The sequence below is a fragment of the Flavobacterium sp. N2550 genome (assembly GCF_025947265.1).
Classification (GTDB): domain Bacteria; phylum Bacteroidota; class Bacteroidia; order Flavobacteriales; family Flavobacteriaceae; genus Flavobacterium; species Flavobacterium endophyticum.
The window spans coordinates 1,127,503-1,152,789 of record NZ_CP110007.1; the positions used below are offsets into that span (position 1 = coordinate 1,127,503).

General features: G+C 37.2%; 27 protein-coding genes. 2 read left to right on the top strand and 25 right to left on the bottom strand.

The features are described 5' to 3' along the window. Position 1: 1 nt before the first annotated feature. From OLM56_RS04840 to OLM56_RS04950, 23 genes are all read right to left on the bottom strand, one after another. The gene (locus tag OLM56_RS04840) at positions 2-451 is read right to left on the bottom strand and encodes a LexA family protein (protein ID WP_182493295.1); all 450 of its coding nucleotides are present in this window, start codon (positions 449-451) and stop codon (positions 2-4) included. Next, positions 442-1,710, bottom strand: coding sequence for a Y-family DNA polymerase (locus OLM56_RS04845; protein WP_264528520.1), 1,269 nt, complete (start codon positions 1,708-1,710; stop codon positions 442-444). Before OLM56_RS04845 ends, OLM56_RS04840 begins: the two co-directional genes overlap by 10 nt. A 135-nt stretch (positions 1,711-1,845) precedes the next feature. Further along, entirely contained in the window at positions 1,846-3,216 is a 1,371-nt protein-coding gene (locus OLM56_RS04850; protein WP_264528521.1) for an NADH-quinone oxidoreductase subunit N, read from the bottom strand. A 16-nt stretch (positions 3,217-3,232) separates the two neighbouring features. Then, on the bottom strand, positions 3,233-4,672 hold the full coding sequence (locus tag OLM56_RS04855) for a complex I subunit 4 family protein (RefSeq protein ID WP_264528522.1): 1,440 nt from the start codon (positions 4,670-4,672) through the stop codon (positions 3,233-3,235). 10 nt (positions 4,673-4,682) lie between these two features. Continuing rightward, positions 4,683-6,563, bottom strand: coding sequence for an NADH-quinone oxidoreductase subunit L (nuoL, locus tag OLM56_RS04860; RefSeq protein WP_264528523.1), 1,881 nt, complete (start codon positions 6,561-6,563; stop codon positions 4,683-4,685). A 6-nt stretch (positions 6,564-6,569) separates the two neighbouring features. Then, entirely contained in the window at positions 6,570-6,890 is a 321-nt protein-coding gene (gene nuoK, locus OLM56_RS04865; protein WP_121375920.1) for an NADH-quinone oxidoreductase subunit NuoK, read from the bottom strand. Between the two features lie 2 nt (positions 6,891-6,892). After that, positions 6,893-7,411 (bottom strand): NADH-quinone oxidoreductase subunit J, encoded by a 519-nt coding sequence (locus tag OLM56_RS04870; RefSeq protein ID WP_264528524.1) that lies wholly within the window; start codon positions 7,409-7,411, stop codon positions 6,893-6,895. A 1-nt stretch (position 7,412) separates the two neighbouring features. Next, positions 7,413-7,958 carry an NADH-quinone oxidoreductase subunit NuoI gene (gene nuoI / locus OLM56_RS04875; protein ID WP_121375922.1) on the bottom strand — a complete coding sequence of 182 codons (546 nt, stop codon included), beginning with the start codon at positions 7,956-7,958 and terminating at the stop codon, positions 7,413-7,415. A 66-nt stretch (positions 7,959-8,024) separates the two neighbouring features. After that, on the bottom strand, positions 8,025-9,059 hold the full coding sequence (gene nuoH / locus OLM56_RS04880; protein WP_121375923.1) for an NADH-quinone oxidoreductase subunit NuoH: 1,035 nt from the start codon (positions 9,057-9,059) through the stop codon (positions 8,025-8,027). Positions 9,060-9,064: 5 nt separating this feature from the next. Continuing rightward, entirely contained in the window at positions 9,065-10,114 is a 1,050-nt protein-coding gene (locus tag OLM56_RS04885) for a 2Fe-2S iron-sulfur cluster-binding protein (RefSeq protein WP_121375924.1), read from the bottom strand. Positions 10,115-10,205: 91 nt separating this feature from the next. After that, positions 10,206-11,573, bottom strand: a complete 1,368-nt coding sequence (gene nuoF / locus OLM56_RS04890; protein ID WP_264528525.1) for an NADH-quinone oxidoreductase subunit NuoF — start codon at positions 11,571-11,573, stop codon at positions 10,206-10,208. A 1-nt stretch (position 11,574) separates the two neighbouring features. Then, a complete protein-coding gene (locus OLM56_RS04895; protein ID WP_121375926.1) occupies positions 11,575-12,105 on the bottom strand; it encodes a complex I 24 kDa subunit family protein in 531 nt (176 codons plus the stop codon). 136 nt (positions 12,106-12,241) lie between these two features. After that, complete coding sequence (locus OLM56_RS04900) at positions 12,242-13,477, bottom strand: NADH-quinone oxidoreductase subunit D (RefSeq protein WP_264528526.1); 1,236 nt, start codon at positions 13,475-13,477, stop codon at positions 12,242-12,244. 25 nt (positions 13,478-13,502) lie between these two features. Continuing rightward, positions 13,503-14,024 carry an NADH-quinone oxidoreductase subunit C gene (locus OLM56_RS04905; protein ID WP_121375928.1) on the bottom strand — a complete coding sequence of 174 codons (522 nt, stop codon included), beginning with the start codon at positions 14,022-14,024 and terminating at the stop codon, positions 13,503-13,505. 8 nt (positions 14,025-14,032) lie between these two features. Next, the gene (locus OLM56_RS04910; RefSeq protein ID WP_121375929.1) at positions 14,033-14,581 is read right to left on the bottom strand and encodes an NADH-quinone oxidoreductase subunit B; all 549 of its coding nucleotides are present in this window, start codon (positions 14,579-14,581) and stop codon (positions 14,033-14,035) included. Positions 14,582-14,698: 117 nt separating this feature from the next. After that, positions 14,699-15,064 (bottom strand): NADH-quinone oxidoreductase subunit A, encoded by a 366-nt coding sequence (locus OLM56_RS04915; protein ID WP_121375930.1) that lies wholly within the window; start codon positions 15,062-15,064, stop codon positions 14,699-14,701. Positions 15,065-15,366: 302 nt separating this feature from the next. After that, a complete protein-coding gene (locus OLM56_RS04920; RefSeq protein WP_027310289.1) occupies positions 15,367-15,567 on the bottom strand; it encodes a cold-shock protein in 201 nt (66 codons plus the stop codon). Between the two features lie 217 nt (positions 15,568-15,784). After that, the gene (locus OLM56_RS04925) at positions 15,785-16,921 is read right to left on the bottom strand and encodes a hypothetical protein (RefSeq protein ID WP_264528527.1); all 1,137 of its coding nucleotides are present in this window, start codon (positions 16,919-16,921) and stop codon (positions 15,785-15,787) included. A 21-nt stretch (positions 16,922-16,942) separates the two neighbouring features. After that, a complete protein-coding gene (locus tag OLM56_RS04930; protein ID WP_264528528.1) occupies positions 16,943-17,392 on the bottom strand; it encodes a hypothetical protein in 450 nt (149 codons plus the stop codon). Between the two features lie 53 nt (positions 17,393-17,445). Then, the gene (locus tag OLM56_RS04935) at positions 17,446-17,691 is read right to left on the bottom strand and encodes a hypothetical protein (RefSeq protein WP_264528529.1); all 246 of its coding nucleotides are present in this window, start codon (positions 17,689-17,691) and stop codon (positions 17,446-17,448) included. A gap of 72 nt (positions 17,692-17,763) precedes the next feature. Next, on the bottom strand, positions 17,764-18,615 hold the full coding sequence (locus OLM56_RS04940) for a hypothetical protein (protein WP_264528530.1): 852 nt from the start codon (positions 18,613-18,615) through the stop codon (positions 17,764-17,766). 126 nt (positions 18,616-18,741) lie between these two features. After that, positions 18,742-19,188 (bottom strand): hypothetical protein, encoded by a 447-nt coding sequence (locus tag OLM56_RS04945; protein ID WP_264528531.1) that lies wholly within the window; start codon positions 19,186-19,188, stop codon positions 18,742-18,744. A 224-nt stretch (positions 19,189-19,412) separates the two neighbouring features. Further along, positions 19,413-20,138: a hypothetical protein gene (locus OLM56_RS04950; protein ID WP_264528532.1), complete on the bottom strand. Its 726-nt coding sequence runs from the start codon at positions 20,136-20,138 to the stop codon at positions 19,413-19,415. Positions 20,139-20,537: 399 nt separating this feature from the next. On the opposite strand from OLM56_RS04950, the gene OLM56_RS04955 reads away from it, so the two are divergent. Continuing rightward, positions 20,538-22,250: an AraC family transcriptional regulator gene (locus OLM56_RS04955; protein ID WP_264528533.1), complete on the top strand. Its 1,713-nt coding sequence runs from the start codon at positions 20,538-20,540 to the stop codon at positions 22,248-22,250. 30 nt (positions 22,251-22,280) lie between these two features. Here the strand turns inward: OLM56_RS04955 and aspS are convergent, their stop codons facing one another. Next, positions 22,281-24,026: an aspartate--tRNA ligase gene (gene aspS, locus OLM56_RS04960; protein WP_264528534.1), complete on the bottom strand. Its 1,746-nt coding sequence runs from the start codon at positions 24,024-24,026 to the stop codon at positions 22,281-22,283. A 293-nt stretch (positions 24,027-24,319) separates the two neighbouring features. Here aspS and OLM56_RS04965 point away from each other — a divergent pair, with 293 nt between their 5' ends. Further along, the gene (locus tag OLM56_RS04965; RefSeq protein ID WP_121375938.1) at positions 24,320-24,667 is read left to right on the top strand and encodes a toxin-antitoxin system YwqK family antitoxin; all 348 of its coding nucleotides are present in this window, start codon (positions 24,320-24,322) and stop codon (positions 24,665-24,667) included. Between the two features lie 59 nt (positions 24,668-24,726). Here the strand turns inward: OLM56_RS04965 and OLM56_RS04970 are convergent, their stop codons facing one another. Beyond that, the gene (locus OLM56_RS04970; protein WP_264528535.1) at positions 24,727-25,284 is read right to left on the bottom strand and encodes a hypothetical protein; all 558 of its coding nucleotides are present in this window, start codon (positions 25,282-25,284) and stop codon (positions 24,727-24,729) included. Positions 25,285-25,287 lie beyond the last annotated feature (3 nt).

Genomic DNA, 25,287 nt, shown 5'->3' on the forward strand with positions numbered 1-25,287 from the left:
TTTATATCTTCTTGATTACGTAAGTAACGATGCCCCAGATTATAAAATTATTTTCTTCCGAAACTTTTATGGGTTGGTATTTTTGATTTTCAGGCATCAGATATAAGCAGTCTTTTTCGAGTTTTAATCTTTTTACCGTAAATTCTCCGTCGATAAAACAAATTGCAATTTCTTTGTCTGCCGGCTCTAAGCTTCGATCAACGATTAAAATATCCTTGTCATTTATTCCGGCATCCGTCATGGAATGGCCTTCAACTTTTATATAAAATGTAGTCGTTGGATTTTCAATCAATTCTTTGTTCAAGTCGATAGAAGTTTCTAGGAAATCTAATGCAGGAGAGGGGAATCCAGCTGAAACTCCTTGAGAGACATAAGGTATTCTGATGTCGCTTTCGAGATCAGGCTTAAAAAAAATGAGCTTCTTATCTGTATGTTTGGGTTCTAATGGCATTTTACTACTAGAATTTGATCGAATTGGGTCGTATATTTCGGAGAAAGCATATTTTGTTTCATGTTCCATGTTTGGGAATCTTGTATCCCTAGTTTGACTTTGCGGCTTCCTATTTTGGTGTTGATGTTGTCAATCGCTTTCATCAACAGGTGGTGTTTTGGGTTTTCTTCTTCAAATAGATGAAGCTGCTTCTCGTTTGTATTAATCAGCTGGGTTACGATTACACCGGCTTTTTGAAATCGCTGTCCTTTGTTTTCTTCGTATAACTTTTCTAGAATCCTCAGAGCCGCTTGGTTTATTGTGAGCGTAGAATTGGTCCCGAAAGGCAGTGTGACGGCGTGATGGTAATACTCTTTCGTTGTAGGCGTTTTGTGCTCCATGGTTGAAAGCATAACGATTATAGTATGGCAACACGAATTCTGCTGTCTCAGCTTTTCGGCACAGACTGAAGCAAAAGTCGAAATCCGTTCCCTCAACGAATCAAAATCGGTCAGCTGTTTCGGAAAGCTTCGGGTAATAGCGATACTTTTCTTATCGGAAGGTTCTTCTATCGTTAAGACCGATTCTCCCAACAGTTCTTTTCTAAGGCGGAGGCCTATGACGCCCATTTCTTTTTTTATCCAATTTTCATGAAATGATTCTGTAAAATCATAAGCAGTCAGGATATTTTTGGACTTCATTTTTTTCTTCATCCGATAACCGATGCCCCAAACAGCTTCTATTTTGGTCCATTTTAGTGCTTTGATACGTTTTTCTTCTGTATCTATCACATAGACTCCATTGGTTTTTTCTGGGTATTTCCGTGCAATTTTGTTGGCGACTTTTGATAATGCCTTAGTTGCAGCAAAACCGATACAGACGGGCATGCTGAGGCCTTTCAAAAGTTTAGTTTTGATCTGTTTTCCATAATCATCATAGTCAGAGATATTCATCCCCTCGAAATTTAGGAAAGCTTCATCAATACTATATACTTCAACATGCGGAGTAAATTCTCTCATTACATCCATGGCACGCTGGCTCATGTCTCCATATAAGGCATAATTGGAAGAAAATACTTTTACATTATTTTGAGCTAGCATTTCTCGTATCTTAAATTCAGCAGCTGCCATGGGGATACCTAAAGCTTTTGCTTCATCGCTTCGAGATATGATGCACCCGTCATTATTAGACAAGACGACAACTGGCTTTCCATTATATTGTGGCTGGAAAACCCTTTCGCAGGAAGTATAAAAATTATTGCAGTCGACTAATGCATACATACTACAAAATTAACGTAAACGACTAAGAACTACTGTTTGACAAAAGTTAATGTTGAAAAAATTATCGTAAGAAATTATATAAAAAAAACCACCAGAACTAACTGATGGTTTTCGATATAATGTATTGTTAAGCTTCTATGTCAGTAAATCTAGCAAGAAAGAAGGGTAAAGCCCTAATGCGATGTTCAATAAGATAGCAACTGTAGCAACAGCGCTATATACAAAAGGAACAGATTTTGCATTTTCTGTGGCATCTTTAGTATACATGGCAAGAATCAATTTGAAATAGTAGCCCACGCTGATGATAGAGTTTACGACAGCGATGATTACCAAAATGATGTGCCCGGCTTTTAGCATTTGTCCGAACAAGAAAACTTTAGCAAAGAATCCTGAAAAAATCGGAATTCCAGCCATAGAAAGCAAAGCTCCTGTCAAGATTGCTGCCAATAAAGGACTCGTTTTTCCTAGTCCGTTAAAATTGAAAATATCTTCGTTGTCTTTGTCTTTTGTAACATATAGCACTACTGAGAATGCTGCAATTCCTGCCAAGGCATAAGCCGAAGTATAGTAAAGAAGAATTCCTCCAGAAGTAGAAACGGCCAAAAGCGCCATCAGCATAAATCCTGCATGTGAAATACCTGAGAAAGCCAGCATTCTTTTCACATTTGTCTGTTTTAATGCCATAATGTTTCCGATAGTCATCGAAAGGATAGAAACAATCATCAAGGCTGTTTGTGAAGATTCTGGCAGATTGACGTTCATTGCTCGTACCAATTTGAAGAAAGCCGCCATTGCAACCACTTTTGCCAACGTACTCATCAAAGCTGTTGTCAGGGCAGGAGAACCTTCATAAACGTCAGGAGCCCAAAAGTGGAATGGAACTGCTGCGATTTTGAAAAGCATACCAATACTCAATAAAATAGCTCCAATATAAAACCAGTCTTCTACATCAGCAGAAGTTCCTGCTTCTTGAATAACTGCCATATCAAACGAACCAATGGCACCATAAATTAGGGCAATTCCGAACAAGATGAAACCTGAGGCGAAAGCTCCCATCAGGAAATATTTCATTCCAGCCTCATTACTTTTTAAGCTCAAGCGATTGCTTGCTGCCAAAACATATAAAGAGATAGAAAGAATTTCAATTCCAAGGAAGAACATTGCAAGATTTCCGAAAGCAACCATAGCAATGGCTCCTGTCAAAAGGAACAATTTTATAGAAACGAAATCGGATATTTTGTGTATTTGTTTCTCGTGAAAGCTTGGTGTCAAGGCTATTAGAAACACTGTCAATAGAATAAACAGGCAAGAAAATGAAGTTGAAAAGTTATCATCAACAATCATATTATTGTAAGTATCTGCTGATCCATTTAATCCAGTCGCTGTCAGTCCCAAGGTAGCAAGCAAGCCAATAATTGTTACAGGAACAATTGCTTTTCTTACGTTGAAAATTTCAGCTATAAGGCATAAAACCCCTAATACGGCAATAGCTATTAATGTATACATTTTATATCTGACTAAATTAAATTCTGTTTATAACTTTTATGACCTCTTGAAGGCTTGGCGTAATCAAATCGATGATTGGTTTTGGGTACAATCCGAAAAATAATAAGACACCGATAATTATTACCATTACAATACCTTCATTGACATTGATATCTGCAAAAAACTTTTCGTTTTTATCTCCCAGCATTACTTTTTGGAACATTCTCAGCATATAAAAAGCTCCCAAGATAATTGTTGTTCCACCAATAATACAAATAGTCACGCTTCTTTGTGCCAAGCTGTAAAGCAATTCGAATTCTCCAACAAAGTTAAAGGTTCCTGGCAATGCCACAGAAGCCAACACTAATATCATAAACATAGAAGTGAACTTTGGCGCTTGTATTCTGATACCTCCCATTTCTGAAATTTTTCCTGTAGCGTATCTTCTAGAAATAATTTCTGCGGCAAAGAACAAGCCAACTACTCCAAAACCGTGTGCAAGCATCTGAAGGACAGCTCCTCTCAAACCGTCTAAAGTCAAAGTGTACGTTCCGGCTGCAATTAACCCAACGTGAGCTAAAGAAGAATAGGCCAATAGTTTTTTGATGTCTTTTTGTTTCAAGGCAACAATAGAACCATATATTACGCCTGCTACGCTCAACCCTACGAAATAGAATAAATATTCTTTTGCTGCAATTGGAGCAAGAGGCAGTTGCCATCTGATGATACTGTACAGCGCCATTTTTAGCATAATACCTGATAAAAGCATGGTACCGACAGCTGGTGCTTTTTGGTATACTTTTGCCTGCCATGTATGGAAAGGAATAAGCGGAATCTTTATCGCATACGCTAAAAAGAAACCTAAGAATATCCATAACTGCTCTTGAGAAGTCAATTTTACGTTGATCAAATCACTCAAAAGGAAGCTTCCCGCTTTTTGATAGAGGTAGATAAATGAAACCAGCATGAACAGAGATCCGGCGAAAGTGTAGATAAAGAACTTCACGACTGCTTTTTTTCTGCTTTGCGGATTGCCGCCTCCCCAAATCAAGGCGATAAAGTAAATAGGAATTAAAGAAAGTTCCCAGAAAATATAGTATAAGAATCCATCAGCACTTAAGAAAGTTCCGACCATGGCAAAAACCATGAACAGGATCAAGGCGTAAAAATTCTTAGATTTAGCGTATGAATTTCCGAAAGACGAAAATATAATCAGCGGTGTCAGGGCAGTAGTAAGAAGAACCAAAGCCATAGACAAGCCATCAGAACCAAGCGCCAGATAAATTTTAGGCATTGCTACCCATTGTAGCATCAAGCTGATGTTTTGTCCTGAATTATATAAGGTCAAAAGATAAATTGAAGCACCGAAAGCAGCAAGGCTAAATAGCAAAGCTGTTTTAGAAGCCCATTTGTCTCCGGATAGAAAAGTAGCAATTGCTCCGACTAATAAAATAATTAATAATAAAGATACGTCCATTAGTGATGAATTATTGTGCTAAAAATAAATAAGCGATAATTGAAGCAGTTCCGATTACGAAAGCGAAAAGATAAAACCCAACGCTTCCGTTTTGGAGTACTTTTCCTTGTGTCCCGACCATATTTGTCACTTTTCCTAATCCGAAAATAAATCCAGACAAGGCTGTTTCAATAAAGTTTTTCGAGAAGCTTGCTATAGCATAGATAGGCTTCACGATTACCGCCATATAAATTTCATCTACATAAAATTTATTATATAAAACTTTTGAAAATCCAGTGATTTCGCTGTCTTCGCTAGGCACTTGAGACTTTTTGATGTAATTTGAATACGCAATTCCGATACCGATCAAGGCACCAACAACTGCGATTCCCATCAACATATAAGTGGTACCGTCTAAATGATGCTCTTCTCTTGCTCCGATAAAAATTGGTTTTAGATATTCGTTCAACCAGCTATGTCCCGGGAAGCTGATAAAACCTCCTACCGTCGAAAGAATAGCCAATACGATTAATGGGAAAGTAATCAGGCTTGGAGATTCATGCAAATGGTGTTTTTGCTCTTCTGTTCCTCTGAATTCTTTGAAGAAAGTCAAATACAACAAACGGAACATATAGAAAGCCGTCATGATTGAAGCTAAAGAAGCAATTACCCAAAGGGCTTTATTTTCATGGAAAGCAACCATCAAGATTTCGTCTTTAGAGAAGAAACCTGCAAAAATCGGAATACCGGAAATCGCTAATGTCGCAATCAAGAAAGTAATGTAAGTGACTTTCATGTATTTTCTCAAGCCGCCCATTTTTCTCATGTCTTGTTCTCCGTGCATGGCATGGATTACAGAACCTGAACCCAAGAACAGACAAGCTTTAAAGAAAGCATGCGTGATTACGTGGAAAACAGCAATTTCATAAGCTCCTAGACCTAAAGCCAAAAACATCAATCCGAGCTGTGAAACCGTAGAATAAGCTAATACTTTTTTAATATCGTTCTGAACCAAAGCAATAAATGCAGCAACCAAAGAAGTCACGGCACCGATTATGGCAATAACCATCTGGATATCTGGAGTCAGGTTGAATAAGAAGTTTAATCGGGTAATCATGAAAATTCCGGCAGTTACCATGGTTGCTGCGTGGATTAAAGCAGAAACTGGTGTAGGTCCGGCCATCGCATCAGGCAACCAAGTGTATAATGGAATCTGAGCTGATTTTCCAGATGCACCAATGAAAAGGCATAATGTTCCAAAACCTAGCCATCCTAAATCAACTGATTTTCCAGTAGCGACAGCGGTTTTGATTGTAGCGAAATCAACAGAACTGAATAAATATCCAAGCGTGAAGATTCCGATTAAGAATCCTAAATCTCCAATTCTATTCATGATGAATGCTTTTTTAGCCGCATCGTTATAGTCTTGGTTTTTATACCAGAATCCGATTAGGAGGTAAGAGCATAATCCAACGCCTTCCCATCCGATAAACATGATTAATAAGTTAGAACCTGTAACCAATGTTATCATGAAGAAGATAAATAGGTTAAGGTAAGCAAAGAACTTATGCAGATTTTCATCATCGTGCATATAGCTAATCGAGTAGATGTGGATTAACGTTCCGATTCCTGTTACGAATAGCAACCAAAGAATTGAAAGCTGATCTAATAGGAAGCTGAAATTAACATTGAAATTTCCAAGGGTCATCCAATGAAATAAATCAATTTGTATAGGCTGCTTTGTGCTGTTTATTTGAAAGAAAAAGTTTAATGCAACTGCAAAAGAAATGGCAACAGCGATTGTCCCGATTGTTCCAGAAACATTGCGACTGACCTTTTTTCCTAGAAATACATTAAATAGAAACCCTGCAAATGGGGCCAATAATAAAAGTAAGAGTAAGCTTGTCTCCATTAGGGATTATCCTTTTAAATTTTTTAATTTATCAATATCAATCGAATGAATGTTTCTGTAGATTCCGACCAAAATAGCTAATCCTACAGCAACTTCTGCGGCAGCAACAGCCATAGAGAAAAATACGAATACTTGTCCTGAAGCATCTTGATGATAGGTCGAAAAAACAACCAGCAAAAGATTTACTGCATTCAGCATGATTTCGATTGACATAAACATTACGATGGCATTTCTTCTGAACAAAACACCAAATATCCCGATACAAAATAAGAGTGTAGAAAGATAAATGTAGTTTTCAATACCTATTTGTTGTAAAACATTCTGCATAACTATAAGCTTATTTTTTCTTCTTTTTTAGACAACAATACGGCTCCAATCATGGATACTAGTAATAATACCGAAGCAAATTCAAACGGAATCATAAAGCCATTTTTCTCGTCAAGCAAGACTTGGCCTAAGATTTTGATGGATTGGTAATCTTCGCCTGAAACATAATATTCTTCTATGATCGGCATTGATTTTAAGAAAGCCGCCAAAAGTACAAAGGCTACAAGACAGAAGGAAGCCACTGCAGCAATTATAGTGAGCCCGCTCTTATGCCGTTCATCTTCTTTGTTGAGATTCATCAACATTATCGTAAAGAGCAACAGGATCATGATGGCTCCAGAATATACTATAATATGTACAACCGCCAAGAACTGTGCGTTAAAAAGCAGGTAGTGTCCGGCTATCGAAAAGAAGCAGATTACTAGATAAATAGCGCTATGAATAGGATTCTTTGTCAAAATCGTCAAGAACGCTGTTGCTAAAGTAATCGCGGATAAAATATAAAATACAGTTGTCAACATATTAATTAGCCGTTTTCAATTTAGTGTTATTCAAAGCCTGCTCTAAAGGCATCACCAATTTATCTTTTCCATAAATAAATTCACCTCTGTCGTAGTCTGCTTTTACAATCTTTTTAGATGTAGTCAGGTAAATAGCTTGTTTTGGACAAGCTTCTTCGCATAAACCACAGAAAATACAACGCAACATGTTGATTTCATAGATTGAAGCGTATTTCTCTTCTCTATAAAGATGTTTTTCGTCTGGTTTTCTTTCTTCCGCTTTCATCGTAATAGCTTCGGCAGGACAAGAAAGAGCACACAAACCACAAGCAGTACAACGCTCACGGCCTTCGTCATCACGCATCAGCATGTGCTGTCCGCGATACACTGGGCTCATTGGACGAACCTGCTCTGGATATTTAATAGTTACTTTTCTCGTGAACAAGTGTTTGATCGTAATAAACAATCCTTTCACAATCGCTACAAGATAAAGGCTTTCCAAAAAGGTCATCTTTTTGTTGGAAACCTCTTTCTTTCTGCCCGATAATGATATAGTCTCTATACTCATTTTGATATATGGTTTCAGATTTTGTGGAAGTAAACTTCCATCAATCTTTATATTAATCTTAACTAATTAGCTGTCAAATAATAAAATTACAACTCCGGTTACTACAATATTTGCTATGGCTAACGGAATCAAAATTTTCCATCCCAAACGCATCAACTGGTCATAACGGAATCTCGGAATTGTCCATCTTACCCACATGAAGAAGAAGATGAAGAAACAGATTTTTATAAACAGTACTACGATTCCGATAACATTAGCAGGATTCACACCCCAGTTTTCAACAGCCCATTCCATTCCTGGATAGTTGTAGCCTCCAAAATAAAGGACTGCTAAAATAGTTGATGAGATGAACATACTTGCATATTCCGCAAATAAATAGAATCCCATCCTCATAGAGGAGTATTCTGTATGGTAACCACCGATCAACTCGGCCTCACATTCTGCCAAGTCGAAAGGCGTTCTGTTGGTTTCTGCAAAAGAACATACCAAAAAAATGATAAAGCCGATTGGCTGATAGAACACATTCCAGTGCATGCCGCTTTGGTTCGCTGAAATTTCTCTTAAGCTCAAGGTACCTTCCATCATCAACAAAGCAATAATTGAAAGTCCCATGGCTACTTCATACGAGATCATCTGCGAAGCTGCACGCATGGCAGACATCAATGAAAACTTGTTATTGGAAGCCCAGCCTCCAATCATGATTCCGTAAACACCGACTGACAATACTCCAAATATGTATAGGATAGAAACATCAATATCGGTGGCTTGCAGGATAATATCTCTGCCAAATAGATGCAGTTTGTCTCCCCAAGGAATAACGGCACTTGTCATTAAGGCTACGCTCATCGAAATTGCAGGGCCAACAACAAATAGGAACTTGTTTGGCGTGTCTGGCAAGAATTCTTCTTTCGAGAATAGCTTCAGACCATCGGCAAGTGGTTGCAGGATTCCTCCTTTTCCGGCTCTGTTCGGACCGATTCGGTCTTGAAGCCAAGCCGCAACTTTTCTTTCCGCAAGCGTAGAATACATCGCCATCAGCATTGTTATTGCAAAGATGATGACAATGAAAATTCCTTTTTCTATAATTATCGTACTATCCATTTCGATTAAATATTACCTTCCTTAAATGCTTGCTCTTCCTCTTTTTTCAGAGGAACTGCTGGCATACTGATTTTCTTTCTGTCTTGGTCGCGTCCTTTCAAGATTCCTTTTTCTGTTTCGATTACAACCGTATCTAATTTTCTAGTGTAATTGTTTTGGTTGATAACAGAATCTTTCTCAAATTTTCTTGGACCTTCAATAACCCAGTCTTTTGTGTCTTTATGGTCAAAACGGCATTCGTTGCAGATGAATTCTTCTACTTCGTGGAATTCGTCTTTTCTTCCTGTAACTCTTTGGATTTCGTTACCGAACATCCAAACTGTGGTTTTTCCGCAGCATCCTGGAGTCGTACATTCTCTGTGTGCGTTAAAAGGCTTGTTGAACCAAACTCTTGACTTGAAACGGAATGTTTTGTCGGTTAATGCTCCAACAGGACAAACATCGATCATGTTTCCAGAGAATTCATTGTCGATTGCTTTTGAGATACAAGTCGAAATATTAGAATGATCCCCTCTGTCCATAACACCATGAACGCGATTATCAGTCAATTGATCTGCAACCATCACACATCTGTAGCACAAAATGCAACGGTTCATGTGCAATTGAATATTCGGACCGATATCTTCTGGTTCAAAGGTTCTTTTTTCTTCAATATAACGAGTCTGTGATTTTCCGTGCTTGAAGCTTAAGTTCTGCAAATCGCATTCTCCGGCTTGATCGCAAACAGGGCAATCCAAAGGGTGATTAATCAGTAAAAACTCCGTAACCGATTTTCTAGCTTCTGTAACTCGGTCTGATTTGATGCTGTTGACTTCCATGCCATCCATAACACCAGTAACGCAAGAAGCCATTAGTTTTGGCATTGGAGTAGGGTTGGCGTCGCTTCCTTTTGAAACTTCAACCAGACAGGCACGGCATTTTCCGCCAGAACCTTTCAGTTTTGAATAATAGCACATCGTTGGCGGAACGGATTCGCCACCAATCATTCGAGCAGCTTGCAGGATAGTGGTTCCTGGTTCTACTTCTATTGTTTGACCGTCTATTGTTACTTTCATTTTTTTATTCTTGATGTCTTAAAGTTGTATAGCTTTCAAGTCTTCAAGCCTTTGACTTCATGACTTTCGACCTTATGGCTTTCGACTAAATTTAAACTGTTTGCTTTGCTACCAAATGTCTTACCTTTTCAAAAGGCTCGGCCACAAAATGGTCTCTGTTTTTAATTTTTTCAGGGAAACGAACATGATATTCGAATTCCTCTCTGAAATGACGAATTGCTGCTGCAACCGGCCAAGCTGCCGCATCGCCTAACGGACAAATCGTATTTCCTTCAATCTTGCTTTGGATACTCCAGAGCAGATCGATATCTTCTTCGCGGCCGTGGCCGTTTTCAATTCTGTGTAATACTTTTTCAAGCCAGCCAGTTCCTTCACGGCAAGGCGAACACTGTCCACAGCTTTCATGATGGTAGAATCTGGAGAAATTCCATGTGTTTCTAACGATACAAGCGGTGTCATTATACACAATAAATCCGCCTGAACCTAGCATAGATCCTGTGGCAAAACCGCCGTCGCTTAATGATTCATACGACATCAATCGGTCTTCTCCGTTTGCAGTTTTATAAATCAAGTTGGCAGGCAACACAGGAACAGATGAACCACCTGGCACGAATGCCTTTAAAGGTCTGTCATCGATCATTCCGCCAAGATATTCATCAGAATTCATAAATTCATCAACGCTTAAACCGAGCTCAATTTCATAAACTCCAGGGTTTTTAATATGTCCTGAAGCAGAAATCAATTTAGTTCCTGTTGATCTTCCGATTCCGATTTTTGCATATTCTGCGCCCGTATTATTGACAATCCACGGCACTGCTGCGATTGATTCTACGTTGTTTACTACTGTCGGATTGGCCCAAAGACCAGAAACGGCAGGAAACGGTGGTTTGATACGAGGATTACCTCTTTTTCCTTCAAGGGATTCAATCAAAGCGGTTTCTTCTCCGCAGATATAAGCGCCACCTCCGCAGTGAACGTATAAATCTAAATTGTAACCAGTACCTAAAATATTTTTTCCTAACCATCCAGCGGCATAGGCTTCTTTAATGGCTCTTTCAAGGATTTTATAGACCCACATATATTCTCCACGAATGTAGATGTAGGATAAATTGGCTTCTAGTGCAAAGCTTGACGTGATCATTCCTTCAATCAAAAGATGCGGAATGTATTCCATCAAGAAACGGTCTTTAAAAGTTCCCGGTTCTGATTCATCGGCATTGCAAACCAAATGTCTTGGTTTGCCTGATTTTTTATCGATGAAGCTCCATTTCATTCCAGTAGGGAAACCAGCACCACCACGACCTCTTAATCCAGAGGTTTTCACTTCTTCCACAACTTCGTCCGGCGTCATTGTTTTAAGGGCTTTTTCTACAGAAGCATAACCGCCATTTTGGCGATAGACTTCATAGGTCTTAATCCCAGGAATACTTGCTTTCTCTAATAATATTTTCTTTGACATATTATTTATCGTGTAATGTAACCTTGTTATCTCTACAATCAGCTATCAGCTGGTCGATTTTTTCTTTGGTCAGATTTTCTTGGAAAAAGTCGCCTAGCTGCATCATCGGTGCATAGCCGCAAGCTCCAAGACATTCAACGCCTCTTACTTCGAACATGCCGTCTGCTGTAGGTTCTCCAACTTTTACGCCTAGCTTGTCGCAGGTGTAATCCATCAAGTTTTCAACACCACTCAAGCAGCATGGTGAAGTCTGGCAGAATTCAAACATATATTTTCCAATCGGCCTCTGATTGAACATCGTATAAAACGACACAACTTCATATACTTCGATCGGCTTGATTTCTAATATTTCGGCAACCTTATCCATCAGCTCGATGCTCAGCCAGTTGTCATGGGCATCTTGAACATCGTGCAAGACCGGCAGCAAGGCAGATTTTTTCTTGTCCGCTGGATAATGGCTCAAAAGCTCGTTGATGCGTTCCATCAAAGCTTCCGTGATATTTATTTCTTGTTTAATATGTAAACGTTCCATTTTTTGTTTCGGATTTTAGATTTTAGAACGAGGTCTAAAATTCAAAATTTATACTCCTAAAATTATATTTGAGATTTATGATTTCAGATTTTTGAAACAATTGCCATTAAATCTAAATTCATAAATCATAAATTTCTTATGCGTCTAATTCTCCTGCAATTACATTCAAACTTGACAATGTAGCAATGGCATCAGAGAGCATCTGTCCTTTTACCATTTCATTAAATGCTTGATAATAAATAAAGCAAGGTCTTCTAAAATGCAGCCTGTAAGGCGTTCTGCTTCCGTCGGTTATAAGGTAAAATCCTAGTTCTCCATTACCGCCTTCAACGGGATGATATACTTCGGTTACCGGAACAGGAATTTCTCCCATTACGATTTTAAAGTGATAAATCAAGGCTTCCATAGTAGTATATACATCTTCTTTTGGAGGAAGATAGTAATCTGGAACATCTGCATGGTAAGGACCTTTTGGCATTTTTGCTAAGGCTTGTTTGATAATGCTGATACTTTCCCAAACTTCGGCATTTCTAACGCAGAATCGGTCATAAGTATCTCCAGATTTTCCAACTGGGACGTTGAATTCAAAATCTTCGTAAGAGCTGTATGGTTGCATGACACGGATGTCATAATCAACACCTGTAGCTCTTAAATTTGGACCTGTAAAACCGTAGCTCATCGCACGTTCTGCAGAAATCGGACCAACGTTTATCGTTCTGTCCATGAAGATTCTGTTTCGGGTCAAAAGTTTTTCAAATTCAGACCAAACCGGCGGAAATTCTTCTAGAAATTCATTGATTTTACGAAATGCTGCTGGACTCCATTCTCTTTCAAAACCTCCGATTCTTCCCATGTTAGTGGTAAGCCTCGCACCGCAGATTTCTTCGTAGATTTCATATATTTTTTCCCTGAATTGGAATACGTATAAGAAACCAGTTAAAGCGCCCGTATCTACACCTAAAACCGAGTTGCAAATGATATGGTCAGCAATACGCGCCAATTCCATGATGATAACTCGAAGGTATTGTACTCTTTTCGGGACTTCTATATTTAGTGCTTTTTCCAAGGTCATCCACCATCCCATATTATTGATAGGCGACGAACAGTAATTCATCCTGTCGGTCAATGGCGTAATTTGGTAAAAAGGTCTGTTTTCAGCAATTTTTTCGAATGCGCGGTGGATATAGCCAACGGTACCTTCGCCTTCCACGATTCGCTCTCCATCCATCAGAAGAATGTTCTGGAAAATTCCGTGCGTTGCAGGATGCGTAGGCCCTAAGTTCAGAATGGATAGCTCGCTTCCGTCTTCATTCTGCCTTTGCTTGATGATATCGGCATATCGTAATTCTGGTGGTAATAATAAGTCTGACATTTATATCAATATTATTTCAGTACTATTAGCAATTATCTGTTGTTCTTCCGAAGAAACGGTCGTCTTTATCAGTTCTTCCGCCATCTTCTAATGGGAATTCTTTTCGCATTGGGAAAGAAACCATTTCGTCCATGTTCAAGATTCTTTTCAATTGCGGATGGCCTTTGAAGATAATCCCGAAGAAATCGTAAGTTTCTCTTTCTTGCCAGTTGGCTCCAAGGAAAAGGCTGGTCACAGAATCGATCTCAGGATTTTCGCCATTCAAGAAACATTTGATTTTGATTCGTACATTATCCATCCAGTTGTGCATGTGGTATACGACAGCAAACTGCCTGTCTAATTCCGCGTCTGGGTAGTGGATGCCGCAAACATCTGTAAGGAAGTTAAAACGCAAAGTCTTGTCATCTCTAAGAAATTGCATGACTTCGAGTATTGATTTTGAATCTACTTCAAAAGAAAAAATATCGTGTTGTTGCGTAAAATCGCTGACGATTAATTCGAAATTATCAACAAGCTTATTCTGTATATCGGAGGTTTCTAAAGCCATTTTTTTCTTTAAGAAATATTATATGAAGCTAGTAATTCTTGATATTCTGGAGAACTTCTTCTCCTTACGGATTCAGATTTTACCAAATCCTGCAAACGCATTACGCCATCAAGTATCTGTTCAGGTCTTGGCGGGCAGCCAGGGACATAAACATCAACTGGGATAATTTTATCAATACCCTGCAAAACAGAGTAAGTGTCGAAAATACCGCCAGAAGAAGCACAAGCACCTACGGCTATAACCCATCTTGGCTCTGCCATCTGTTCGTAGACTTGACGTAAAATCGGAGCCATTTTTTTAGCAATCGTCCCCATAACTAGTAGCATATCGGCTTGGCGTGGCGAAAAACTCATACGCTCTGAACCAAAACGTGCAACGTCATAATGCGAGCCCATTGTTGCCATAAATTCAATACCGCAACAAGAAGTAGCAAATGGCAAAGGCCAAAGAGAATTCGCACGAGCAAGTCCGACTACAGTGTCTAGTTTTGTAGCGAAAAAACCGGTTCCTTCAACTCCTTCAGGAGCTTCTACCATTTTTATTTTTGAATCACTCATTTTTTCTTGATTTTAGATTTCAGATTTCGGATTTCAAAAAATCCAAAGCATAAATCTGTTCATCGGTTTTATAAATTTGAGAAAGTCTTATATCGAATTCTCAAATCAAAAATTTAATTATTCCCACTCTAAACCTTTTTTCTTCATCACGTAGAAAAAGCCCACGACAAGAAGAAACATAAAGATTCCCATTTTTGCTAGTCCGGCAAAGCCCATTTCTCTAAAATTCACTGCCCAAGGATACATGAATATTACTTCGACATCGAATAATACGAATAAGATAGCGACCAAAAAGTATTTTACTGAAAAAGGAATACGGGCGTTTCCGACAGATTCGATACCGCACTCAAAACTTTTATCCTTGTTGACCGACTTTCTTCTTGGGCCTAAAAAACTAGAGCCAATAATTGTCATAACCACAAACCCAACAGCAAGCAAAAATTGCATCAATATTGGGAAATAACTAGCCTGATCTGTATTCATAAAGAATTTATTTTATAAAATAGTTACAAATATACGAGCCAATATTTAAAACACAGCCTAACGATTTCAATACTATATAGTATTGTTGTTAATTTTAATTTAGAATGAATAAAAATAATAAATAGTTCTGTTTTGTGTAAATTGTGTATTTTATAGTTTTTTAATTTAAAAAAAAAGAATAGTGTAGTAATGTTATTAAAATTGTGCTATAAAATATGCAACATAATAAATTTAAGGTAAAAAAAAGCCGCTCCAATTGGAGCGGCTTAGTTGTGAGGTAACTAAAAATAGTATGCTATATATTAGTCTTCAAGTACTGCAACTTGTGCAGCGACTTTACCTTTTCTTCCTTCTTCTTCTTCGTAAGATACTCTGTCACCTTCGCGAAGTTCTTCCGCTCTGATTCCTGAAGCATGAACGAAAATGTCTTTTCCTGTTTCTTCGTCTGTAATGAACCCGTAACCTTTAGACTCATTGAAAAATTTAACTGTACCTGTACGCATTGTAATAATAAAAATAATTAATAATAAGCAAATGTAGTATTTAATCTAATACGAAGTATAATTTTATGTTAATAAATTGAAAAAAAATTATTGATTAGAAAATCTTTTTGTGATTATTTGAGAAATACAATAGATTGTTTTTCAGATTTTAAACTAAATTCTGTAATTTTTTTAATTATTTAAGAGAAAGATAAAACTCATAGTATTATCGTGAGGATTATTCAAACTCATTAATTCCGTATAAGATTTCTTTCATCTTAGATCCGTTGACTTCAACCGGCCTGTAGGCCATGTTGAATTTGTTTATTGCCACGTCGATATCATCTTTTAGCTTTTTATATTCAAGAGGAAGCTTGGTTTCGCATTGCTTCTCATTTTCATAGCTATTGAGGATAATCTTGAATTTTTCATAGAATTTTCCTCCTTGATCTATAAAGTTGTTGTATTGAGCTATAAATTGCAACAACCTGTCGATTGGAAAAATAATATTGACTTGAGAGGTATAAAGCTGCGGCCCTTGTTGTGTTTTCAGATTCGCCAAATAATCGTTCGTTTTTTGCCTTACGGCATCCCAGTCGTCTGATGTTCTGCAGCTTTCCAGTGTATTGGCATAACCGATCGGCTTTGTATAATCTTTGAATAGGGTTTCAATATCTGCCCTCATCTTGTCATTGCTTTTCTGCAAAAAGGCAGTTTCAAAATAAATAGTATTCAAATCATTTTGCATTCGGAGCGTAAAATCCAGGATACACTCAATATTTGCAATCTCCTTATCTTTTTCTTCTTTTGACAGTGATGAAACCATCAGGTTCGAAAATGTCTGGACAACAGAAACAATAGTATTGGTGCCCAGAATAGACGTGAGATCAAAACCTGCTTTTTTATCCTTTTTGTTTTTTACGAGCTCTTTTAGTTTTTCGTATTCGGGATATTGGTTGGGATTCGACAGCTTATTAATTTCCGAGAATGTCCTCACCGACGCAAAATGATGATCCAGGCTCAATACTTTTTCGTATAAAAGCCGAATAATCTGGAGTCCTTTCAAGTATCTGATTTTGGAAAGATCTTGCATTTCTTCCTTTTTAAGAAGAAGAATTTCTTCCTTCAGGATGTCTTTTTGAATTAAAAAATTGATTTTTGCTTCTGCTTCTTTTGCTTCATAAAGCTTTGCCGTCATATCTTGAATTCGGGATTCTTTTTCCTTGATTTTCGGAGCATAATAGGCGCTTATCTTTTTAAATTCTTTTTGCATTTCCTGAAAAATAGCATTGAAATCGGGATCGGAGCCATTTGCATGAGCCGATGGAATCGTAGTGAGAAAAACGAACGTAACCAATAAGACTAATCGTATCATAATTGTAGTTTTTTAGTTCTCTTAAAAGGATAACCTAATGAGGATATACTCGGCATTGATTTCTATTGGATAGCTTCCGGCAGCAATTACAACATTTGGTGAATTGATGTTGATTGCTTTTAGAAAATCTTGCTCGACAGTATAGGGAGTATTTATTCTGAAAGTAAGACTTTCTCCAGAATTGACGTCTTTTAATGCCTTGCCCATGATGGCGATCTGTTTTTCTTCAGAAATGGTCGCTTTTCGTATTCCTATGCAAAAAGAGTTTTCTCCGGTTTTGTATGCATTTGCATTCGAAGTTTTGGGGTCTTGGCCAGTTGTAAACAACTTGCATACGGAACCGCTCAAGAGGCAGTCAGGAAATTGCCTTCCCAATCCGTTATCGTCAATAGCGACTTTGGGATTTGGACTGCTTTGCGCTAATGAAAGCCCTGAGAATAAGAGTGCCGGGATGTATAATATTTTTTTCATCTTTTGTTGTTTTAGAGCTGCAATTAAGGTTGATTTAATTGGAGCTTGGTTAATCATCGTGATCTTGTCTTGCTTGAAAAGATTATGCTTCTCATGAACACAATGCATACAAACAATAGGTTGGTCAAGCTAGTGAATAGAAAGACTAATACGGTTTCTTTGGGACTGCTAATTTTTTCGCCTTCGTTTTTTACATAGCTTATCATTTCGTCATAATTTGATAGGTCAATTATAAAATAGAGATTGACAACATTGACAAGAATGATAAAGATTAGTGGTATTTTAGCGGCTAACTTCATGATTTATGGTGTTATGAAGCAGGATGACTATTTTTCATTTTGATAGCTATTTTAATTTAAATGCCAATGTTATTAATAGGCTAATTGTTCTTCAGATTCTCCATCATTGTCTGGACTGCTCTTTAAAAATGGAATATAATAGGCCGAAATATTAAGAATGATCATCAAGATTCCAAAAAAATAAAATCCTGTAAGACTGATGATGCAGACATGTAGTAGAATAGTCATGGCCAGCCATAGTTTTCGAGTCTTGGAATAATTAATAAAAACAGGATAAAATATTTCAATGATTATGACAAAAAAACTAATTCCAGCTGATAGAGCTTCTGGCAAGATAAATCTAGAAAGAGGAATCTGTACATCATAATTGGTTCCAGATAATAGTTGCCAATCGATATTGAGGCTTTTCCCAATTCCTGATAAAAAATAAATGAGGCATAAATGAGCTTGTAATAAATATAAAGACCATTTGAGCAGCGTTTCATTTATTTCAAATTCTTTAATGTAATAATCCATCGAGAATTTTCCTCTTGGAAAAATCACACAATAAAATAAAGCTGATGTTGCAAAATAGTTTGCCTCATGAAGACCGTCGTTTATTGATTTTGTGATTATCAGATTAAATAGGAACGCAAATAAAGCCGAAATCCTAGTAAATGCCCCTAGACATAACAAGCCTAGCATAAAAAGATAGGCGTAGATAGCGAGATAGATAAAATCATCAAAGGAAATGGTGAAACCATACTTTGCTATAAAGTTATGCAAGACCGCTAATGCTGAATCATGGGTAAGGTCGCCTTGAATCAGTATTTTGGGAATATCTTCCCAAAAAGAAAACAAGCTTAAAATGCAATAAAATGCGATTGAAAATCTAAAAAAAGAATTCCACTCGACCTTTAGATTGGGATTGTACAAGAATTTCATACTTCCAGTTTTGTCATTTGAACGTATTTTGCCTTTTCTTGATAACTGTAATTAAGTACTAAATTTTGTAAAATGCACTATCTGAATTCTCAGATAGTGCATTTTCAATACAGTACTATCAATATGTTACATAGTTGTTACATAGTTGCCATTTCCATCAGATTCCAATGTGTATCTTCCGGCTCTGATCGTGTAACCAGAAGGCAAACCAATTTGTTTTGCAGCTTCTGCAGACAGTTTGTAATCTTCTTCCACGTTAATTGTGTTTGATCCGAAATGACTTCTGATTGCTTCAAGACCCCTAGCGTTTGCTGTTAAAACCAAACGACCGTTATCAGTTGCTGATGCTTTGTAGAAAGTAACTTCAATAGTAACTGTGAACCCGCAAACTCCGAATCCGCGGCATCCTCTAGATGCTCTTCCCCAGTCTATGCTTACTGAAACGTCAATTCTTTCGTCAGGATTTGTTTCAATTTTGTCACATACATTAATTGTATTTTCTTTGATTTCATTAGCGTTAGCGTTGAAGCTGAACAAAGCGATTGCCATTAGGCTGAATAGTAAATTTTTCATAATGTTTAAATTTAAGTGGGCAGTTTCATCGTGGTTGGTTTAAGCGATGGACTTACCATGGTTGATTAATAAATTTTTTGTTTGATTATTTGGTTTTTATAGAATCCAAACTAAATTCTATGAGGTTTTTCCGGATTAGGACTGGCTAGGGTGGTCTCTGATATTTTTCATGTTTTTTGGTTGGTTAATTGGTTTGAACTTTATTTACTTAACTACTTTCGAATTTATTCGGCTACGCTGTTTCCGACTGCATTGACGCTTGCAGCGGTAGTTACGGCTTTAGCCATGCTTTCAGTATCGCCTTGGATGCATCCTGTTATTCCGTGGTGGATGTCCCATCTTCTTCCTTTTCTACGCAGGTAATTGGCATGTCGGGCTATCGAGGTGGAAGTAAGGATTGCTTTTTTGTCATTTGCTGTCAAAGCCTGGCTTGACACTACTGTTGCTTCAAAACCAACAATGTGATCATGGATATTTTTTGCCGAAGCTTCTGCATCTATCAGGAGAGTCAGGTTTGCTGCTAGGATCTCAAGCTGGTTTTTAGCCGTCGAGCTCAGGACAGTATTATTGGTAATGGCAATGTGATAACTGTCGCTTGTATTCAATATCCAATTGATATTGCTATAAGCAAGAGGCATATAGATATTGTTTTTCATCGGTGTGAATTCTGAAAAGCTGTTTGCTATAGTTTCAACATCAGAAATGATTTGCGATGGAGTTGTTGAAGTTGGAGCATTATCATAATATTCTTCCAGAATCTTGCGATATAAGCTTCCGGCTGCATCGTAGGAGTTCGCCGTATTTGCCGGATTCCAGTTATGTGGGTTTTCTTTAAGACTTAAAGAAGTTGATGTTTCGGATTGTAATTCTATGTTTTCAAGATCTTCGTCTGTAGAACATGATAAAAAAGTAAGAGATAAAAACAGCGATAATGATAATAACTTTTTCATAAGGAGGAGGTGTTAGTGTTTGTTGTTAAACTCATCTTATTCTTCAGTTCATTTTTGTCCGGACATTGAACCTTTGAAATTTTAATCCCATCCAATTGCTTCAGGATTTCATTGACAAAGCTATCTTGGGAATTTGCCGTTTGCAAGTGTATACAATACGAATTCGCGAAAAACGCGCTACGAATTCATGAATTCGTAGCGCGTTTTTTAATAATTAATACATTGTAAATCAGTTAATTAAAGTCTTTTGTGATTTATTGTTTGATCTGTTTTTTGTAAGGCATTTCTAAAGATTAAAAAACAGGGATTTTTACGGTTTTTTATATTTTTTATGCTACATTTATAACCCTCCATGTTTAAAAGTTAATGATGCAAAATCAAAAACAGCAGAAATTTCTTATGATAAACAAGTTCAACATTTTTTACTTACTCTGTTTGGTGATAACGATTCCTGTTTTTTCTCAACAAAAGGGATTTCAGCTGCCCGATTCTTTAAAAGATAAATCTTATGATTATCTTAATAATAGGATAGATCTTTATGAAGAGGATACTATAAAGGCACTTTTTTATCTGGATTCTTATTTGTCAAAAGCAAAATCGGAGAAAAATTTAAACGAAATGGTCAATGCCTATTCCAACGCGATCTTCTTCGTTCCTGAAAATTTAAAGCTTGCTTATGCCGATAGTATAGTCGCTACGGCAAAAATGACGAACGATCCTCCTGTTATAGGCTCCGCTTATATTTCTAAAGGGAATTTTTACTATTCTATTAAGAATTATGCTCAAGCCCTGAATTTTTATCTCTTAGCAAGCGACTACATCTCTAATTCTGACGATGCCTACCTTAAATATGAGCTTAAATATCATATTGCTGGAATCAAAATACATTTAGGGTTTAATGATGAAGCTTTGGTATTGCTAAAAGAATGTGTCGATTATTTCAAGCAATACGATGAATATGATTATCAAAGAGGTTATCTGAACTCTTTGCATTCGCTGGGATTAGTCTATAACCGACTTGGCAAATACGATTTAAGTACAGAAACAAATGAATTCGCCTTAAAAGAAGCCAAACGCCTGAATATAGACCTGACACAAAACTATATTATCCATTCTGAAGGAATCAATCAATATTTCAAAAAAAATTATACAAAAGCTGTCCATGATATACAGCAAGCTTTGCCTGCAATCATAAAGAATAATGACTTTGCTAATGAGGCAGTCGGGTATTTCTATATCGGAAAATGTTATTGGGATCAAAAACAACATGAAAAGGCACTGCCTTATTTTAAAAAAGTAGATCGCACTTTTGCGGAGAAAAATTATATACGCCCTGATTTAAGAGAAAACTATGAGCTCCTCGTAGGGTATTACAAAGAAAAAGGAGATGTGAAAAACCAGCTGTATTACATCAACAGGCTGATGAAGGCAGACAGTGTGCTTAATGCGAATTTTAAATATATGTCGGGAAAGATTCACAAAGAATATGATACGAAGGCGCTTCGTCAAGCCAAGCAAGAAATCGAAAAACAGCTAGCCGGCAAAGAAAAAACTACCTTATTATTATATTTTTCGCTGGCCGTTTTTTTCTTCTTGACATTGTATTTTTTCTATCGTTATTATAGCAACCAGAAGCTATACCGCCAGAAATTTGAAGAATTGATGGATGCAAAAAAGGAGGAACCGCAAGATCCTATCTCGATACATAAAGAAGATACCGAGAAAAAAGGACTCGATATCAATCCAGACGTTGTGACTGCAATACTAAAAGAGCTGGAAAAATTTGAAAGCCGGAAAAAGTTTTTAGAAAAAGACCTGACGCTGGTCAACCTTGCTTCGGCATTTAACACGAATTCAAATTATCTTTCTAAGGTCATAAATCATTATCGGAACAAGAATTATAATACTTATTTGAATGATCTGCGTATCGATTATATCGTCGACCTGCTGAAAAGCCAATCTAAATATAGAAACTATACGATTAAGGCTCTTGCGGATGAATCGGGTTTCAGTACGCCCCAGCATTTTTCAAAAGCATTTTTTGCCTCTACCGGAATTTATCCTTCTTATTTCCTTAATGAATTGAACAAAGAGAGAGATAATGTTGCATAAAAAAGCCCAGATTTCTCGAGGCCTTTTGTGTTATTTAAGTCGGATATGGAGTTCTTCCAATTGCTTGTCATCGATTACAGATGGCGCGTCAATCATAACGTCTCGTCCTGAGTTGTTTTTTGGGAAAGCGATAAAATCACGGATTGTCTCTTGACCTCCTAAGATAGCTACCAAACGATCCAAGCCGAAAGCCAATCCTCCGTGTGGTGGCGCTCCAAATTGGAAAGCATCCATCAAGAATCCGAATTGTGCTTTGGCTTCTTCTTCAGTAAATCCTAGATATTTGAACATCAATTGTTGTGTCGCTTTATCATGGATACGAATAGAACCGCCGCCGATTTCATTCCCGTTCAAGACCATATCGTAAGCATTTGCTCTTACTTTACCTGGTTCGGTTTCAAGCAAGGCAATATCTTCTGGTTTAGGCGAGGTAAACGGATGGTGCATTGCGTGGTATCTGCCGCTTTCTTCATCAAATTCCAATAAAGGAAAATCGACTACCCATAATGGAGCAAAAACTTCTGGATTTCTCAATCCCAGACGTGTAGCCAACTCCATTCGTAAAGCGCTCAATTGTGTTCTTGTTTTATGTGCAGGGCCTGAGAGAACCAAGATCAAGTCGCCAGGTTTTGCGCCTGTAACTTTTGCCCAATTCAACAAATCTTCTTGGTCGTAAAATTTATCTACAGATGATTTGATCGTTCCGTCCAATTCGTATTTGGCATACACCATTCCTGATGCGCCTATTTGCGGACGTTTTACCCAATCAATTAAATTGTCTATTTCTTTTCTAGTATACGAAGCACAGCCTGGAGCCGCGATTCCTACAACCAGTTCGGCAGTATTAAAAACCGAAAATTCTTTATGCTGTGCTACTTCATTCAACTCACCGAACTCCATTCCGAAACGGATGTCTGGTTTGTCATTCCCGTAAGTCTTCATCGCATAATCATACGTGATTCTTGGGAATTTATCTACTTCGATTCCTTTGATTTCTTTTAGCAAATGTCTTGTCAGTCCTTCAAAAACATTCAAGATATCTTCTTGCTCCACAAAAGCCATCTCGCAGTCGATCTGTGTAAATTCTGGCTGTCTGTCGGCTCTTAAATCTTCATCACGGAAACATTTTACGATTTGAAAATATTTGTCCATTCCACCAACCATTAGCAATTGCTTGAATGTCTGCGGCGATTGCGGTAAGGCATAAAATTGACCTTCGTTCATTCTTGACGGAACAACGAAATCTCGGGCTCCTTCCGGAGTTGATTTAATCAAGTAAGGAGTTTCCACTTCGCAGAAATCCAAATCGGAAAGGTATTTTCTCACTTCCATCGTCACTTTATGACGGAAAAGTAAGCTGTTTTTTACGGGATTTCTTCTGATATCCAAGTAACGGTATTTCATTCGGATGTCTTCACCACCGTCTGTTTCGTCTTCAATCGTAAACGGAGGCGTCAGTGCAGCATTTAAGATAGTCAGTTCTGAAACTAAAATTTCAATATCGCCTGTCGCCATATTTTTATTTTTGGATTCCCGTTCTATAACGGTTCCTTTTATCTGGATGACGAACTCGCGGCCTAATGTCTTAGCCATTTCAAAAACAGCAGTATCTGTTCTTTCAGAATCAAAAATCAGCTGTGTAATTCCATAACGGTCACGCAGGTCAACCCAAATCATGAAACCTTTATCACGTGATTTTTGAACCCATCCGGCGAGAGTAACTTCTGTAGCAATATGTGAAGCGTTTAATGCGCCACAATTATGACTTCTATACATTATTAAAATTTTAGATGGCAAATTTAGTGATAATTGTCAATTATGAATTATGAATTTTAAATTATAAAGAGGAGATTCTTTATTCTTTTCTAGGATTATTGTTATTTATGACCCAACTTTAATTTTGAATGGTTTTAGAACTGCTTTTGTAAATAGCCAATGTTTACTGGGTTTTCAGCAATTCCAATGTTAAGTTTTTGCTTAATGTTACCAAATTGTTAAGCTAAAGTTTTTTTATTGTAAACTAATATTTATATTTGTTAGAGAATTGTAAATAACTAAAAAGACAGATTATGAAAAAGTTTATGATTATGGCAGTTATGCTAGTTTCTGGAGTTGTTTTTGCACAAGATGTAAACCACAAATATGAAGTTGTAGATAATATGGTAAAAGCCACTTATTTTTATGATAATGGGAAGGTGATGCAAGAAGGATTCTATAAAGATGGGAAAGTCCACGGAAAATGGGTTTCTTATGATGTTGAAGGAAACAAAAAATCTCTTGGAGAATATAACAACGGTGCAAAAACCGGGAAATGGTTTTTTTGGACAGATAATAATTTAAGTGAAGTTGATTATTCTGATAGCAGAGTCGCTTTGGTAAAAAACTGGAAGCAAGATGCTCTTGCAAACAGAAATTAAATCTGATTATCTTTCAAAAGAAAAATCCATTAGAATCTTCTAATGGATTTTTTTTATTTCTATTTTTTGCTTCTGTCGCTTTTTCTTCCTGAACCGATTTCCTTAAACGAAGAAATAATTTTGTCCATCGGTTCATTAAATTTTTCCTTGCTTCCTTTTAAGGTCCAGATTACGACTTGGTAAAAAGTTTCTTTTCCTTCAATATAGGCAATGTCATAAAAAATCGGGAGGTTGTCTATCTCTCCTGTGAATGAAAATGTTTTGGCTTTCAGTCCATTAATCTGTATGTCTTTTGTCGGAGTAAACTGGGTGTCGCTAATAGATTCTTCAAGACTGTTTTTTAAGATTTGATAATATCCGTTGAGGTCGGGAGTAAAGTCGGTTGTTGTATTCGCGACATCATAAAACTCTTGTTTCGGCTCGTCGATAACGACGACGTAAAATTCTTTAAAAGCATTTTGATATTGCAGTGAAGCATCATTATGCAGGTCTCTTGCTTTTGAAAGAAAGGAAGGAAGTTCCAGAGAAAACTTATTCTTGACGGTCACAGTTTCTACTTTATTTGAATCACAAGAAAGCAAAAAAGCAAAAAGGCAGAGTACGATTATCTTCTTCATAAG

Excerpts from the sequence above, each read along its gene's own strand:
- OLM56_RS04950 (WP_264528532.1), bottom strand. The coding sequence starts at position 20,138 with ATGAAAAAGTTATTATCATTATCGCTGTTTTTATCTCTTACTTTTTTA.
- OLM56_RS04895 (WP_121375926.1), bottom strand. The coding sequence starts at position 12,105 with ATGGAACGTTTACATATTAAACAAGAAATAAATATCACGGAAGCTTTG.
- nuoK (WP_121375920.1), bottom strand. The coding sequence starts at position 6,890 with ATGCAGAATGTTTTACAACAAATAGGTATTGAAAACTACATTTATCTT.
- OLM56_RS04920 (WP_027310289.1), bottom strand. The coding sequence starts at position 15,567 with ATGCGTACAGGTACAGTTAAATTTTTCAATGAGTCTAAAGGTTACGGG.
- OLM56_RS04925 (WP_264528527.1), bottom strand. The coding sequence starts at position 16,921 with ATGATACGATTAGTCTTATTGGTTACGTTCGTTTTTCTCACTACGATT.
- OLM56_RS04840 (WP_182493295.1), bottom strand. The coding sequence starts at position 451 with ATGCCATTAGAACCCAAACATACAGATAAGAAGCTCATTTTTTTTAAG.
- OLM56_RS04945 (WP_264528531.1), bottom strand. The coding sequence starts at position 19,188 with ATGAAAAATTTACTATTCAGCCTAATGGCAATCGCTTTGTTCAGCTTC.
- OLM56_RS04965 (WP_121375938.1), top strand. The coding sequence starts at position 24,320 with ATGAAAAAGTTTATGATTATGGCAGTTATGCTAGTTTCTGGAGTTGTT.
- nuoH (WP_121375923.1), bottom strand. The coding sequence starts at position 9,059 with ATGGATAGTACGATAATTATAGAAAAAGGAATTTTCATTGTCATCATC.
- aspS (WP_264528534.1), bottom strand. The coding sequence starts at position 24,026 with ATGTATAGAAGTCATAATTGTGGCGCATTAAACGCTTCACATATTGCT.
- OLM56_RS04905 (WP_121375928.1), bottom strand. The coding sequence starts at position 14,024 with ATGGCTTTAGAAACCTCCGATATACAGAATAAGCTTGTTGATAATTTC.
- OLM56_RS04930 (WP_264528528.1), bottom strand. The coding sequence starts at position 17,392 with ATGAAAAAAATATTATACATCCCGGCACTCTTATTCTCAGGGCTTTCA.
- OLM56_RS04885 (WP_121375924.1), bottom strand. The coding sequence starts at position 10,114 with ATGAAAGTAACAATAGACGGTCAAACAATAGAAGTAGAACCAGGAACC.
- OLM56_RS04955 (WP_264528533.1), top strand. The coding sequence starts at position 20,538 with ATGATAAACAAGTTCAACATTTTTTACTTACTCTGTTTGGTGATAACG.
- OLM56_RS04850 (WP_264528521.1), bottom strand. The coding sequence starts at position 3,216 with ATGTATACATTAATAGCTATTGCCGTATTAGGGGTTTTATGCCTTATA.
- OLM56_RS04910 (WP_121375929.1), bottom strand. The coding sequence starts at position 14,581 with ATGAGTGATTCAAAAATAAAAATGGTAGAAGCTCCTGAAGGAGTTGAA.
- OLM56_RS04935 (WP_264528529.1), bottom strand. The coding sequence starts at position 17,691 with ATGAAGTTAGCCGCTAAAATACCACTAATCTTTATCATTCTTGTCAAT.
- OLM56_RS04845 (WP_264528520.1), bottom strand. The coding sequence starts at position 1,710 with ATGTATGCATTAGTCGACTGCAATAATTTTTATACTTCCTGCGAAAGG.
- OLM56_RS04855 (WP_264528522.1), bottom strand. The coding sequence starts at position 4,672 with ATGGACGTATCTTTATTATTAATTATTTTATTAGTCGGAGCAATTGCT.
- nuoL (WP_264528523.1), bottom strand. The coding sequence starts at position 6,563 with ATGGAGACAAGCTTACTCTTACTTTTATTATTGGCCCCATTTGCAGGG.
- nuoF (WP_264528525.1), bottom strand. The coding sequence starts at position 11,573 with ATGTCAAAGAAAATATTATTAGAGAAAGCAAGTATTCCTGGGATTAAG.
- OLM56_RS04940 (WP_264528530.1), bottom strand. The coding sequence starts at position 18,615 with ATGAAATTCTTGTACAATCCCAATCTAAAGGTCGAGTGGAATTCTTTT.
- OLM56_RS04915 (WP_121375930.1), bottom strand. The coding sequence starts at position 15,064 with ATGAATACAGATCAGGCTAGTTATTTCCCAATATTGATGCAATTTTTG.
- OLM56_RS04900 (WP_264528526.1), bottom strand. The coding sequence starts at position 13,477 with ATGTCAGACTTATTATTACCACCAGAATTACGATATGCCGATATCATC.
- nuoI (WP_121375922.1), bottom strand. The coding sequence starts at position 7,958 with ATGAGTATAGAGACTATATCATTATCGGGCAGAAAGAAAGAGGTTTCC.
- OLM56_RS04870 (WP_264528524.1), bottom strand. The coding sequence starts at position 7,411 with ATGTTGACAACTGTATTTTATATTTTATCCGCGATTACTTTAGCAACA.
- OLM56_RS04970 (WP_264528535.1), bottom strand. The coding sequence starts at position 25,284 with ATGAAGAAGATAATCGTACTCTGCCTTTTTGCTTTTTTGCTTTCTTGT.